This window comes from Mesorhizobium sp. M4B.F.Ca.ET.143.01.1.1 (assembly GCF_004792275.1).
Lineage (GTDB): Bacteria > Pseudomonadota > Alphaproteobacteria > Rhizobiales > Rhizobiaceae > Mesorhizobium > Mesorhizobium abyssinicae.
Genome location: NZ_SRSR01000002.1, coordinates 291,505 through 305,238, shown reverse-complemented (window position 1 = coordinate 305,238; position 13,734 = coordinate 291,505). Strand labels below are relative to the sequence as shown.

Here is a 13,734-nt window from a genome sequence, read left to right as displayed (position 1 = left end):
GTGTCGTTCCTTCGCGCCGGACCTCAGAAGAGCTCCTCAGGCCCGTTCCACTCGATGTCGCGCGTTGACGCCGCCTGCAGGCCGATGCGTTCTCGAAGCGCGATGCCGGCGATCTCGGCCAGCGCCGGCCACTGCGCCTTGACCGGTGCAGGATCGCCGGGCCAGTCGAGCAGTTCCTCCGCACCGCGCATCGCTTTGCTGAAGCGGCCGAGGCCACCGGAGCGCAAGGCCGCCGGCAGCCCGTAGATCCACATGGCGAGCCGCACTGTCTGGGGCGCGGTGACATCGGGTCTGACCTCGGGCCCGTCTCCCAGCACGGCGCCTGCGAAGCGCGCCGGATCGCGGAAGAAATGCAGGCCGCTGACGGCGCGCGGGTTGCACTCCAGCGGCAGCACTGTTCCGTCCACCTGCCGCATCAGGTCGAAGGAGATTTGCCCGGTCCATGACGTGCCACCGGCGATGCGCTCGACCAGCTCGCGCGCCCACGCATCCTCGATGCGTTCGAAGAAGATGCCGGCGCCCTTGCCGGCACGGTAGAGCGAGCGATAGAGGGCGAACGCCTTGAGCTTGCCCTCGCGCGCCACCGCATAGGCGCTGATCTCCTCGCCCGTCACGAAATGCTGCGCTACCCAGGGCATGGCGAGCGAGGGGGTGACGGCATCGAGTTCGTCGGGCGAGGGGCGCAAAAGCACCTGGCTGGCGAAGCGCGACCATACCGGTTTGAACACCAGTTCGCGCGCGCGGCCGCGCACCGCTTCCAGATCGGCTCTGGATTGCAGCAGCGTCGTTTGCGGCACGGCGAGGCCAAGCCGTTCGGCCAGCCGGATGAAGGCATGCTTGTTGTGGACCTCGGCAAGCAGCTCGATACCGGGGGCGAGCAGACGCGCCGGGATCGCGCGGCCGCGCCAGGCGAGCGCCAGATGAAAAACCTCCTCGCAGGTCGGGATGACCAGGCCAATCCCTTCGGCGCGCACCAGCGCCTCGACGGCCTCGGCATGGGCCGCCGGCTCGAAGCGCGGCGGCGGCAGGCGGCGATAGAGCGCGCAGGCTATGCTGGCGGCGGCGATCGGCCGGGCAGGGGTGTCGGCCAGGATTACGCGTCGCCCGGCGCCATGCAGCAGCCGCGCCAGATGCAGCGCCACCGGCGCGCGCGCTCCGGTGACGAGGACAGTGCTATCGGGCACGGGACATTGGCATCGGCAAGCCCACGGCGGTGATTGCGGTTGGCGGAACCGTTGCGCGAAATCGGCGCGCTTGGCAACGGAGCCGCGCCTGTATCGTCAGCCGGCTCGGGTCGTCCAAAGCCGGCGATCCCGGGAACCGACCAGCGCCAGCATCGGGACAGCGCTCAGCAAGTGGATGGAACAGCCACCGTTCCGCAGCGGTCAGCTCTGCTCTTCAGCGTCGTCGTTGCCTTCCAGTTTTTTGCGCAGCGCCGTGATCACGCCGTGCATGGTGTTGATGTCCTCGACCGAAAGCCCGTCGGCGAGGTTGTTGATCCAGGGGGCCTGCAGGCGCATGGCCGCGTCGTAGGCTGCACGCCCCTTGTCGGCCAGCACGACAAGCTGCGCCCGCCGGTGATGTGGGTTGGCCTTGAAGGCGACCAGCCCTTCGCCCTCGAGATCGTTAACGATGCGCTGCACGTTCTGGCGGTTTGCGCCGAGATCCCGCGCCAGCCACGCCACCGGCTGCGGATGCGCGGCGGCGACGATGGCGCCCAGCACCTGCCAGCGAGCGCTGGTCAGGCCGAGATTGGCGACCAGCCTGTCGCCGGCCGCGCTGATGCGGCTGTTCAGCCTGAACAGGTCGAGGATGAGGTCGCTCAAGGCCTTGCCGGGCGGTGTTCGTTTCGTGCTGGGCATTTGTCACCTTGTATCGATATTGACATCATGTTGTCAAATGCATATGTAGGCATCGTAACAGATTGACATCATAACACCAATTGAAGGAAACCCTCATGACCCATATGCGTCCCCTCGACCCCGCTTTCCCGATCGACCGCCAGGTCGCCATCGATGCCACCGCCGTCGTGCTGGTGAACGTCTTCACGCTCGACAAGGCCGACGAGCAAACCTTCCTCGACGTCTGGCAGGACGACGCCGTGTTCATGAAGCAGCAGCCGGGCTTCATCTCGACCCAGCTTCACCGCGCGATCGGCGACAGCCCGACCTACCTGAACTATGCCGTGTGGGAATCGACCGCCGCCTTCCGCGCCGCCTTCACGCATCCGCAGTTCAGGGCGAAGATCTCGGCCTATCCGTCCTCGGCCGTCGCGTCGCCGCATCTGTTCGAGAAGGTCGCGGTGCCGGGGATCTGCGTGGCCTAGCCGAAGCGGCAAGGATGACGCCAACCGCAAGGGCGTGCCGGCAGCTAGGCAAGCCTATTAGCTTCGACTAGTACCTTCGGGGTGGAAGGCTTGAGGGCGTCATCCGATGAAGGTCAACGTACTCTACGCGCACCCGGCGGCTGACAGCTATTTGGCGTCGCTTCACCAGCGCATCGTCAAGACGCTCAAGGCGAGAGGCGACGAAGTCATCGACTTCGACCTGTACAAGATGGGTTTCAATCCGGCGATGCTGCCCGAGGAATGGCGTGGCCATTACGATCCCTCCCAGGTGCCGAAGGATCTGCAGGTCTATGTCGATGCGCTGTTATGGGCAGAGGCATGCGTCTTCTGCTTTCCGACCTGGTGGTCGGGCATGCCCGCCATACTGAAAGGCTATTTCGATCGCGTATGGCGCCCAGGCATCGCTTACGAGGTGCCGCCCGATGACGGCCTGATCAAGCCTTCGCTGCTCAATATCCGCCGCATGGGCGTGGTCACCACATGCGGGTCGCCGTGGTGGTACACCCAACTCTATATGCAGAACCCCGGAAAGAAGGTGCTGCTGCGCGGCCTGAAGACCATGTGCGGCCGGGGCGTGCGGCATCTGTACCTGTCGCGATACTCCGTTCACAGCATATCGGACGAAAAGCGGGAAGTGTTCGCGCGCGAGGTGGAGCGTCGCTTCGATACGTTCTGAGTTCCATTGCCGTGCCCGGCGCGATTTTCGGGGAAGAGGCATCACAACCAGGCCGCCTGAATGTGTCATGTCGGATTCAACTTTCGGCCTGCTCGCGCCTCGCGGCACTGAAAACCTCGCGGGCGGCATCGGCGTTCAAGACAGCGATGGCAAGCCCGACGATGATATCGGGCCAGGCCGAATTCCACAGGAATGCCGTGACCAGACCGGCAGCGATGATCGCTACGTTGGCAAGGACATCGTTGCGCGCCGACAGGAACGCCGCACGGGAGAGGCTTCCTCCATGATGGCGATAACGCGCGAGCATGAGTGCGCATGACAGGTTCACGAGGATCGCACCCATCGCCGTGAGAGTGAGTGGTACGGGCGAGGGCGGAACCGGAAAATGGAGCTTTTGCCATGCGGTCCATAGCGTGGCCAAAGCCGGGACCAGGAGTACGCCGGCGAGCAGCATTCCAAGCCGCGCCCGATTGCGGGCCGCCCAACCCAGCCCGACCAGGATCAGGAGATTGATCGACGCATCCTCCAGAAAATCGATGCTGTCGGCAAATAGCGATACGGACCCGATCCGGACGGCAATCGCAAATTCTATCCCGAAATAGGCAAGGTTCAGGATCGCCACCAACCGCACGGTCCTGCTCAGGTCGCCAGTCATGATTCTCATCCGTCGATCAATGTTGCATCCTTAGCGCAAAGCAGGCCGCGTTCCAGCCGCGGACCGCCGCGGCGCCAGTCAAATGCGATCAACCTGTCAACGTTCGCGTGGCTGTCATGCAACTGTCACACGGTGAAGATAAGCATCCTTAAATCCAGATTTTCGGATATGTGCATGGATAAGGAAGCGGCCCTTCGGGCATTGGCGGCGCTCGGCCAGGACACCCGCCTGGAGGTTTTCCGCTTGCTGGTGAAGACCGGGGCGGGCGGCCTGCCGGCCGGTGAGATCGCCGCGCGGCTCGGCATCGTCCAGAACACCATGTCTGCGCATCTGAAGGTGCTCGACCATGCCGGACTGGCCAACGCCAGCCGCGAGGGGCGCACAATCCGCTATGTCGCCGACATGACCGGCTTCCGCGACCTGCTCGCCTATCTGATGGAGGATTGCTGCAACGGCGCGCCGCAGCTCTGCCAGCCGGCACTCCAGGCCGTGAGCTGCAAATGCTAGCACTACAAGACATGCGGATCCGCACATGATTGTCGATCTTCCCCGCCGTCTCGTTGCCGAGGCGCTCGGCACCGCGATGCTGGTCGCTGCCGTCGTCGGCTCGGGCATCATGGCCGATCGTCTCACCGACGACGTCGCGCTTTCCCTGCTCGGCAACACGCTCCCGACGGGCGCCATCCTGGTGGTGCTGATCACCATCCTCGGCCCGATCTCAGGGGCTCACTTCAATCCGGCTGTGACGCTGGTGTTTGGCCTGAGGCGCGAGATCGGCTGGCATGCCGCACTTTGCTATGTCGCGGCCCAGTTGCTCGGCGGCCTCGCCGGCACGTTCGTTGCGCATGCCATGTTCGGCTTGCCTCTGGTGGAGCTGTCCACGACGGTGCGCAGCGGGGCAGGGCAGTGGATCGCCGAGCTAGTCGCGAGTTTCGGGCTGGTCTTCACCATCTTGGCTGGCCTGCGCTTCCGTGGCGATGCCATCCCTTGGCTGGTCGGGCTCTACATCACCGCCGCCTATTGGTTCACCGCCTCGACCTCCTTTGCCAATCCGGCAGTGGCCGTTGCACGCGCCTTCTCCAACACCTTTGCCGGCATCCGGCCGCACGATGTCCCGGCCTTCATCGTGGCTGAATTGGCCGGCACGCTGCTCGCCTTGGCGCTCGCCGGCTGGCTGCTTGCCGATCCTCAATCCAACCCCGCACCGAGGCCCGCCGAATGAGCATCACTATCTATCACAACCCCGCCTGCGGCACCTCGCGCAACACGCTGGCCATCATCCGCCAGTCGGGCGAGGAGCCGGAGGTCGTCGAGTATCTGAAGACGCCGCCTTCGCGCGAAAAGCTCGTCGAACTGATCGCCGCCATGGCGATGACGCCCCGCCAGCTGCTGCGCGAGAAGGGCACGCCCTACGCCGAACTCGACCTCGCCAATCCGAAATGGAGCGACGACGATATCCTCGATTTCATGCTGGCGCATCCGATCCTGATCAACCGCCCGATCGTGGTGACGCCGAAGGGCACGATATTGGCGCGGCCGTCGGAAGCGGTGCTCGACATCCTGCCCAATCCGGATATCGGCCCCTTCACCAAGGAGGATGGCGAGGTGGTGATCGACGCCGACGGCAAGCGGGCTGGTTGAGGTCTATTTCGAATTTCATCGAAATGTAGTTTGACGACCGTTTGTCTTGGGTGTATCACTATTTCCATGAAACTCGAACAAGCGGCAAAGCAGCTGGAAGCGCTCGGCAATCCGACGCGGCTGAACCTCTATCGCATCCTGGTCAGGGCAGGTGAGGCCGGCAGGCCGGTCGGCTACCTGCAGGAGAACCTGGGCATTGCCGCTTCGACGCTGTCGCATCATCTGCACCGGCTGATCCTGACCGGGCTGGTGAGCCAGGAGCGGCAGGCGACGACGCTGATCTGCCGCGCCAACTATCCGATAATGCGCGATCTGATTGGCTTCCTCGCTGACGAATGCTGCGCTGACGCCGCCTGCAACCCCGTAACGGGAGAGGCGGCGGCATAATTTTTTGCCTGCTATTTCGATACTCCCGGAATTACGGAAGGTGAAAGCATGAGCGAGCAGAACGATCTCCCAGTCGCCGTCATCGGCGCCGGCCCTGTCGGCCTGGCGGCGACCGTCCACCTGCAGGAGCAGGGTGTGCCGGTAAAGCTTTACGAGGCGGGCGACGAAGCAGGCTCCAACCTCAGGGATTGGGGCCATGTCCGCGTTTTCACGCCGTGGCGCTATTGCGTCGACCAGGCGGCGAGAAAGCTGCTCGAAGCGACTGCCTGGGACATGCCCGACCCCGAAGCGTTTCCCACAGCCAATGAGCTTGTCGATCTCTATCTTGAGCCGCTCACGAAACTGCCGCAACTGTCATCGGTGATCGAAACCGGTGCCCGCGTCACCGGCATCTCGCGCTGGGGCGCCGACAAGGTGCGCGGCAAGGAGCGCGAGGCGCGTCCCTTCATGCTGGTGGTCGAAACCACCGGCGGCATCAGGCGCGACAGCGCCCGCGCCGTCATCGATGCCTCCGGCACATGGCGCACGCCCAATCCGCTCGGTGCCGGCGGCATCGCCGCGGAGGGCGAGGCGAAATTCGCCGACAGCATCGCCTACGGCATTCCCGACATTCTCGGCCGGGAGCGAACCCTTTACGCCGGCCGTACCACTTTGGTCGCAGGTTCCGGCCATTCGGCCGCCAATGCCTTGCTCGACCTTGCCAGGCTGGCGGATGACGAGCCGGGAACGGCCTTCATCTGGACGACGCGCGGCACCGATCTCGTACGCATCTATGGCGGCGGGGATCTGGATGCCTTGCCGGCTCGCGGTGAACTTGGATCCGACGTCCGGGACCTAGCCGAGAGCGGCCGCGTCCGACTGGTCACAGGGTTTGCCACGACGGCAATTCGCGGGGAGGGCGGCCGCCTGTTTGTCGAGGGCGAGACGGCGGACGGTTTGCAGCGCATCGGCCCTGTCGACCGCATCATCGCCGCGACCGGCCAGCGGCCCGATCTCGGCCTGGCCAGGGAGTTGCGGCTCGACCTCGATCCATGGCTGGAAGGCGTCAAGGCATTGGGGCCGCTGATCGATCCCAACGAGCATTCCTGCGGCGACGTGCCTCCGCACGGACACCGCGAACTCAGTCATCCCGAGCCTGGCTTCTACACCGTCGGCATCAAGAGCTATGGCCGTGCGCCGACCTTCCTGCTGCTGACCGGCTACGAGCAGGTGCGCTCTGTCGCGGCCGCATTGGCAGGCGACATGGCCTCCGCCGATGCGGTGCAACTGGTGCTGCCGCAAACCGGGGTCTGCACGGTGCCGGCAGCGCTCGCTGCAACCGACGACGTGTCCGCTGGCTGCTGCGGCGGCCCAGCCCCGCAAGTTGCGGATGCCTGCTGCGTCGCCGACGCCGAGGCGAAAGCCGCCGGCAAGGGCGGTTGCGGCTGCGGCGTCGCCGCATGAGCACCCCGGCGGGCATGCGCGGCCGCGGCACGATCATCACCGTGCTCGGCCTGACGCAGATCATGGCCTGGGGCTCGTCCTACTATCTGCCGGCGGTTATCGCGCCGGCGGTGGCCCGCGACACCGGCTGGCCGCTGGCATGGGTGGTCGGCGGCCTGTCGCTCGGGCTTATGGTCGCCGGCCTGATCTCGCCGCGCGTCGGCTCCTCGATCGAGCGCCATGGCGGCCGCAATGTGCTAGCCTTCAGCGCCGTTTGCATCGGCGCCGGCCAGATCGGCCTGGCGATGGCGCCTTCGCTTGCCGCCTATATCGCCGCCTGGCTGGTGATCGGGCTCGGCATGGGGGCAGGGCTCTATGACGCGGCCTTCGCCACGCTTGGCCGCCTCTATGGCGGCGGCGCGCGTTCGGCCATCACCACGCTGACCCTGTTCGGCGGCTTCGCCAGCACCGTCTGCTGGCCGATCTCGGCCTTCCTGATGGCCGCGATCGGCTGGCGCGGCGCCTGCCTTGCCTATGCCGCTGTGCAGCTCCTCATCGCGCTGCCGCTCTATCTCACCCTGCTCCCGCGCCGGGCGCCGCAACGCGGCGCCGTATCCGAAATCGACCGCAACGTCGCCGCAACGGCAGGCAATCCATCCTTCCCCGTCATGGCCTTGCTCGCCACCACCATCACGCTCGCGGCGGTGATCTCCTCGACGCTCTCGGTGCATCTGCTGTCGATCCTGCAGGCCGGCGGTCTGGCGCTCGCCGCCGCTGTTGGTCTTGGCGCCCTTGTGGGTCCTTCGCAGGTGACGGCGCGCGCCGTCGAGATGATGATCGCGCGCTACCATCATCCGATCTGGACCAAGCTCGTCTCGGCGAGCTTTGTCGCCATCGGCGTCCTGGCGCTCTGGACCGGCATGCCGGCCATGCCGGTGGCGCTCGGCTTCTACGGCGCCGGCATCGGTCTTGAATCGATCGCGCGCGGCACCTTGCCGCTCGCTCTGTTCGGGCCGTCGGGCTACGCGAAACTGATGGGCCGCCTCGCGATGCCGAGCCTGATCGCCCAGTCGGCCGCCCCTTCGCTCGGCGCGCTGCTGATGCAATGTACGGGAGCGCAAGGCACGCTCGCCGTTCTCGGTGCGCTTGCGCTGCTCAACGTCGTGTTGGCTTGCGGCCTGCGCTGGCTGATGGCCCGCAACGGGCGCCTGCAACTGCAGCCGGGTTGACGTCGCTGCCGAGCGATCCGCGGCTGAAGATCCCGGAAGGGCTCGGCGAGCCGCTACATCAGCGAGGCGATCGCCAGGCGATTCCTGGCGACGTTCGGCTTGCTGTCGCCAACATATTCGACGTTCGTGTCGATGAGCCGGTCACCGTCGATCCCAGCCGCGGTCAGGATGTCCACGATCACTTTCAAGCGCTGCCTGGCCAGTGCCTTGTTTGTCTTTACGGCATTGGCGCCTTTGAATTCCTTGGCCGCCAAGGCCGTCAGTTCGACGTTGCAGCGCGAGTCCTTGATGCTCGCGGCGAACTTCTCGAGGTCATTCTTGATCCGCGATGAAATCACAGAGGACTGGCTGTCGAAAAACAGATGGACCTGGACAGCTGCGCGTCTCTCATATTGCCGGCACGATATGCCTTGCTTCGGCAAGGTGTAGACGATCGCGCTCCGCGCCGTGTTCGTGTTTGTGGCGCTGTCGTCGACCCAATGCGAGAGCGCCAGCACCATTTCCGGCTTGACGCCTTGTACCTTGAGGAAGTCGCTGGTCGCGTTCAGCCTGCGGCCGGCAATGCCGTCAGCCTTGTCGTAGCCACCTTCTTTGCTCGCCGTCGCATAGAGCCTGTAGCCGCAATCCTTCCCGGCGTCCTTGATGAAAGCCTTCAACGCGTTGGCGGAATCCTCCGCTATCTTGCCGTCGCCCTTCTTGAAGAGGACGCGATAGGAGTTCCACTGCGTGCAGTTCGGGCCAACGTCGCGTTCCTGGGCGACTGCGCTGAAAGTTACCGTACTTGCGACAGCGCTAATAAAGGCCAGAACAAGAATGAATGATTTCTTCATTTTCTTGGCGCCTCCTGCTGCGGCTTAGTCTAACGCCCCGCTCTTTACTGCGGCAAGGTGGGCAAACCGCGGCCGGCGTTCGTCAGTCCCACACGAGCAGCAGCTTGCGCCAGAAGGCATTGGACGGCATCGACTTGGAGCCGCGCGGCAGGCGGATGGCCAGATAGATCGTCAGCCATTTGCGATCTATCTCGCGGATCGAGACTTTCAAGTCTTGCAGCTCGAAAGGTCTCGAAACCCGTGTCCATCCGGAGAAGGCGAGGGCGCCGGTCGGGGCATCGCCTTTCCAGGAGAGCTTTTCCTCCGGCTTGCCCAGCGCCATGGCGAACTCGAAAGGAGACGCCTCCTCATGAGCGATCTCTACCGTTGCCACGACGCTTCTGGCAAAGGCCGGGAAGGCTGAATTGAGCGCGGCGACGACCGGGCCATGCGTGTTCGGCCGCAGGAATATGCCGCCACTGTCGCCGGCGACGAGCAGCGTCGGCAGGTCGGAGGGATGGTTGGTGACGAGCGCCGCATGCTTGAGCTCGTCATTGGTTATCCGGCGCATGCGCTGGCGCTGTTGCGGCGCGTTGAGACGCGGGTGTCTCGCGCCGTTCGAAACCGCATGGCGAACCTGGATGCTCGAAAAGCCTCCCAGCACGCGGCTGCCGGCAGTCCGTACCGCGAGCAGCAGGTCGCGCCTGGCAAACGACGGCGAGCTGACGGCCGCCTGGATCTCGCGCGCCTCGTGCGCCCGGCTGACATCCGCCCAGCCGCTCCCGCCATTGCTCTCCAGCACCTTGGCGAGGTCGCCGAAGGTCTGGTTTTCCGCGTCGACGATCGCCAGCTGGAACTGCGCGGGCTCGGTCAGGTCCTCGTCGAGATAGACCCAGCAGCTCGCGCCGATAGCACCCGGCGGGCAGACGCCCTTCAGCAAGGCCATGGTGATGTTGCCGCCCTTGGCTTCGAGAAACAGCTGATCCGGCGATTGTTCGACATAGCTCAGCGGATTGGCATCGGCATCCGGATGTGAACCGACATGCGCCAGGCGCAGCGGCTCGACGGAAAGGTAGTGCTCGCGATAGAGCGAGGAATGCAGTTCCGGCACGGTTTCGTCGGCGGCTGCCTTGAGCATGTCGACCACGCCAAGCGTAAAGTCGGATCGCCCCGCATGGGCGAGCAGCGAAATCGCGGTGTCCGCCCGGCCTTCGCGGGCCGCGATCTCGGCCAGCAGCTGCATCGCGTCCGGGGCATTGGCGGAACCCGCGCTCAGCCTCAGATACCGCTCGTCCTTGACCCGCAATTCCAGATTCCAGAGGTTGAGGTCCTTCTCGTGGCTGGCCGTGTTCGAGCTGATGCCGAGCTGCACGAACATGTCCGTTCGCGCGAATTTGTGCTTGCGGAAGACCTCGATGATCGGCCTGCGGTTCCTCAGCCACTCGGCATTCCGGTTCATGCCTGTCGGCGCCGACCGGTACCAATAGAGCGGCTCCGGCACGGTAACGACCTCCAGGCCGGCGAGGTCGGCGCGTAGGAAGAATTCCCAATCGCTGGCGGAAAAACCGCGCTCTTCGTTGAGGTAGCCGATCTTGTCGAACACCTCGCGCCGGAACATCGCATTGGCATCGCCATAGGGATTGGTGATCAGGGCGATGTCGGTGGGGCCGCCGACCGGGAAATAGAGCATGTAGCCGCTCTTGGTATCCGGCGGCACGAAGGGCTCGTTGAGCCACTTGGCAAAGGTCGTGCATATATCGGCGCCGGAGTTCTGCATGCCGGCGACAAGCGTGCTGACGGCGTTTGGGAACAGCGCATTGTCGTCGTCCAGGAACAGGATCAGCGAACCCTTGGCGGCGCAGATGCCGGTGTTGCGCGCCTTGCCGAGGAAGCCGTTCTTTTGCCGGATGATCCGCCAGCCGCGCTGCTCGAACTCCGGTTCCAGTTCCGCCAGCAGCCGAACCGCGTCCGGATCGGTGCTGCCGTCGTCGACGACGACCAATTCGATGTTCGGATAGTCCTGGCGGCGAACCGAGGCGATCGCCTGCGGCAACAGCTGCGCCCGGTTGTAGTGCGCGGTGATGATCGAAACCAGCGGCGGCCGGCTGCGGCGCGGGCTCGCGGCCTTGCGCGGTTCGCGGCCGAATTTCTCGTGCAGCCGGCTCCAGGCCTTGGCGCGGGCCTCGCGCCCATGCATCGGCTTCGCCGCGACGATCGAGCGGTTTTCCAGCACCGTCGCGATTTTGGCCGCGATGGCGGAAGCGGCAGGCGCCATCAGGACGGCATCGGCCGACTTGGGCTGCAGCATGTCGCGTACGCTGCCGACATCGGTGGCGACGAACGGGATCTCCTCGTCGATGCAGGCCACCACATCCATCGGCAGCTGTGCCGCCGCATGGGTGATCGCCACCAGCGCATGGCTCTGCCGCAGATACCTGAAAATGTCCGGCTCGTCGCGAATCGGCAGCAGCTTGAGCTTGAACGGCCATTGCTGCGCGCGCCGCACGATCATGCCGCCCGAATGCTCGCCAAGCACATGCCCGAAGGCGCCGACGACAGTCACCGCCAGATCGGTGATGCCGCTGTCGGCAAGACGGTCGAGCGCATCGCAAAACAGCGTCAGGCCGCCGCGCGCCTCGGTCCCCGAGAAATGAACCACTTCCGTGGTCAGCCGCTGTCGCGGCCGATAATGATCGGAGTGGAAGTTCGAACGCCATTCCTCCGGCACCAGCGGAGCGGCAACATGGCGGCTGGCCGGCAGCTTCCACCCTGCCTTGGTCATCCAGTCGAGCAGCGACTGGCCGGTGACGACGAGATGGTCGCAGGTCTCGGCCGAAATCCGTTCCATATGCGCGACGGTCATCTGCTCCTTGCGCTCGACCGCCCGACCGTTCGCCTGCAGCTTCCACATCAGCGGTTCGTGGGCAAGCACGACGATGGCGGGAGGATCGGGAAAGACGCCGGTCCGCTTGGCAACGGTCGGGAAATGCGCCAGTCCGCCTTCGAGCGCGAAATAGACGACATCGAACGCGTTCTGCTTGAGATAGTGGTAGACGGCCACGGAATGCTTGTCGCTCGAATCGTACCCACGCAGCAATTCGGGCGATGGCGGCAACAATTCGAGCCGCACCAGGAAATTGTCGAAACACCATTTGCCGAGCCTGGCGATCTCCTGCTCGTCCGGCTGGCTGCCTGTGGGGCTTGGCACCCAGAGCAGCGTCACCGTATCGCCGGTCGCCGCCAGATGCTGTGCCAGCGCGTAGGTCGCCGACCCGGGATCGGCGGTCACTGTCGAGCCGAATTCGACCTCCGAAACGATGCATACATTGCGCGGCTTCCGGCTTGCCTGCCGCTTGCCTTTGGGCGTCGTGCCCGCCTTCGAACCAACGCTCAATCGGTCCCCCTATCGGTCCACTGTCAGCCTGCCGCCGCGCTCGAAACAGTCTTGCCAACAGTTGGATAATACTTTGATAATTGTTTTGCGGCTCACAATAGCGCTCCCGCGCGTTCGCGTAACCGGATTGATGACGTTCCGATGGTTGGCCTGCAATCCCCAAAACACCTCGCGCGACTCGACGAGCGGCCGATCGACGTGGCCGCAGGCGAGATCCTGTGCTTTGTCGGACTGCGCAACGAAGCGACGCTGCTGCCCAAGCTTCTCGATCACTATCGCGGCCTTGGCGTCGATCGGTTTTTCTTCCTGGACAACGGCTCCACCGACGGTACGCGCGAACTGATATTGGAGCAGGCGGACAGCCATTGCTTCCACACCGAGGGATCGCATTTCGCCGAAAACATCGATCCACCGCGGTGGATCAACACGCTGATGAACGTCTTCGGCACCGGCCATTGGTGTCTGTCGATCGACGCCGACGAACTGCTCGTCTACCCGGATTTCGAGCGGGTGGATCTGCACCGGCTTTGCGATTATCTCGACGCGACCGGCTCGGACGCGGTGATCGGCTCCATGATCGACATGTACGCCGACGGCCCGTTGGCCGAGTGCAGCTATGACGGCAAGATCCCGCTTATCGAGGCCTCACCCTATTTCGATCCGGAGCCGGGTTGGCTGCGTGCGCGTGACGGCTTGTATCCGCCGCAGCAGATGTTCGGCGGCGTGCGGGAGCGCGTCTTCTGGCACGGCCGGTTCAAGCAGACTTTTCCGCCGTGCCTGAGCAAGGTCCCGATCGTGCGATGGGAGCGCGGCAGGCACTATCACGTGGCGCAGCACACGATCAGCAAGGTCCGGTTCAGCGAGCTCCGCGTCGCGTTGCTGCACTTCAAATTCGTCTGGGGCTTCCGCCAGAAATCAGCGTCGTCGCTGAGCGAGAACACGCAGTTGAAGGAAAAGACGCTCGAGGAGCGCGCCGCCTACATGGAGGCGCTGGAGCGCAATCCGAAACTGTCGCTCCGGAACCATCGCTCCGTTCGCTATCACGACGCCGCGCAGCTTGTGGACCTCGGCTGGATGAAAACCTCGGATCGCTACGCCGAGTTCGTCGCAAACGCCGTCGGGCCGCGCCAAGGCACGGCCACCTGACATAGCGAACTGGAAACTGCGGCGGGTA

The 13,734-nt window shown here is 64.6% G+C and carries 14 protein-coding genes; 9 read left to right on the top strand and 5 right to left on the bottom strand.

All coding sequences use genetic code 11. The features are described from left to right. Positions 1 to 23: 23 nt before the first annotated feature. On the bottom strand, positions 24 to 1,184 hold the full coding sequence (locus tag EN786_RS05730) for a hypothetical protein (RefSeq protein ID WP_127285224.1): 1,161 nt from the start codon (positions 1,182 to 1,184) through the stop codon (positions 24 to 26). Positions 1,185 to 1,385: 201 nt separating this feature from the next. Continuing rightward, complete coding sequence (locus tag EN786_RS05725; RefSeq protein WP_127285223.1) at positions 1,386 to 1,862, bottom strand: MarR family winged helix-turn-helix transcriptional regulator; 477 nt, start codon at positions 1,860 to 1,862, stop codon at positions 1,386 to 1,388. A 95-nt stretch (positions 1,863 to 1,957) separates the two neighbouring features. Between EN786_RS05725 and EN786_RS05720 the strand changes: the two genes are divergently transcribed. After that, entirely contained in the window at positions 1,958 to 2,326 is a 369-nt protein-coding gene (locus EN786_RS05720; protein ID WP_127285222.1) for an antibiotic biosynthesis monooxygenase family protein, read from the top strand. 106 nt (positions 2,327 to 2,432) lie between these two features. Continuing rightward, the gene (locus EN786_RS05715; protein ID WP_127285221.1) at positions 2,433 to 3,023 is read left to right on the top strand and encodes an NAD(P)H-dependent oxidoreductase; all 591 of its coding nucleotides are present in this window, start codon (positions 2,433 to 2,435) and stop codon (positions 3,021 to 3,023) included. A 76-nt stretch (positions 3,024 to 3,099) separates the two neighbouring features. Here EN786_RS05715 and EN786_RS05710 read toward each other — a convergent pair whose 3' ends face one another. Beyond that, positions 3,100 to 3,678, bottom strand: a complete 579-nt coding sequence (locus tag EN786_RS05710) for a cation transporter (RefSeq protein ID WP_127285220.1) — start codon at positions 3,676 to 3,678, stop codon at positions 3,100 to 3,102. Between the two features lie 174 nt (positions 3,679 to 3,852). Between EN786_RS05710 and EN786_RS05705 the strand changes: the two genes are divergently transcribed. From EN786_RS05705 to EN786_RS05680, 6 genes are all read left to right on the top strand, one after another. After that, complete coding sequence (locus EN786_RS05705) at positions 3,853 to 4,185, top strand: helix-turn-helix transcriptional regulator (protein WP_127285219.1); 333 nt, start codon at positions 3,853 to 3,855, stop codon at positions 4,183 to 4,185. A 25-nt stretch (positions 4,186 to 4,210) separates the two neighbouring features. After that, the gene (locus EN786_RS05700) at positions 4,211 to 4,900 is read left to right on the top strand and encodes an MIP/aquaporin family protein (RefSeq protein WP_127285218.1); all 690 of its coding nucleotides are present in this window, start codon (positions 4,211 to 4,213) and stop codon (positions 4,898 to 4,900) included. Beyond that, positions 4,897 to 5,319 carry an arsenate reductase (glutaredoxin) gene (arsC, locus tag EN786_RS05695; protein ID WP_127309755.1) on the top strand — a complete coding sequence of 141 codons (423 nt, stop codon included), beginning with the start codon at positions 4,897 to 4,899 and terminating at the stop codon, positions 5,317 to 5,319. The genes EN786_RS05700 and arsC overlap by 4 nt, the downstream gene beginning before the upstream one ends. A gap of 66 nt (positions 5,320 to 5,385) precedes the next feature. Further along, the gene (locus EN786_RS05690) at positions 5,386 to 5,706 is read left to right on the top strand and encodes a metalloregulator ArsR/SmtB family transcription factor (protein WP_127285216.1); all 321 of its coding nucleotides are present in this window, start codon (positions 5,386 to 5,388) and stop codon (positions 5,704 to 5,706) included. Between the two features lie 48 nt (positions 5,707 to 5,754). Next, complete coding sequence (locus tag EN786_RS05685; protein WP_127285215.1) at positions 5,755 to 7,149, top strand: NAD(P)-binding protein; 1,395 nt, start codon at positions 5,755 to 5,757, stop codon at positions 7,147 to 7,149. Beyond that, positions 7,146 to 8,357 carry an MFS transporter gene (locus EN786_RS05680; RefSeq protein WP_127285214.1) on the top strand — a complete coding sequence of 404 codons (1,212 nt, stop codon included), beginning with the start codon at positions 7,146 to 7,148 and terminating at the stop codon, positions 8,355 to 8,357. The genes EN786_RS05685 and EN786_RS05680 overlap by 4 nt, the downstream gene beginning before the upstream one ends. A gap of 53 nt (positions 8,358 to 8,410) precedes the next feature. Here EN786_RS05680 and EN786_RS05675 read toward each other — a convergent pair whose 3' ends face one another. Both EN786_RS05675 and EN786_RS05670 read right to left on the bottom strand, forming a co-directional pair. Then, a complete protein-coding gene (locus EN786_RS05675; protein WP_127285213.1) occupies positions 8,411 to 9,187 on the bottom strand; it encodes an OmpA family protein in 777 nt (258 codons plus the stop codon). 82 nt (positions 9,188 to 9,269) lie between these two features. Next, complete coding sequence (locus EN786_RS05670; protein ID WP_135908058.1) at positions 9,270 to 12,560, bottom strand: DUF6212 domain-containing protein; 3,291 nt, start codon at positions 12,558 to 12,560, stop codon at positions 9,270 to 9,272. A 141-nt stretch (positions 12,561 to 12,701) separates the two neighbouring features. Between EN786_RS05670 and EN786_RS05665 the strand changes: the two genes are divergently transcribed. Continuing rightward, positions 12,702 to 13,706, top strand: a complete 1,005-nt coding sequence (locus EN786_RS05665; protein ID WP_127309367.1) for a glycosyltransferase family 2 protein — start codon at positions 12,702 to 12,704, stop codon at positions 13,704 to 13,706. Positions 13,707 to 13,734 lie beyond the last annotated feature (28 nt).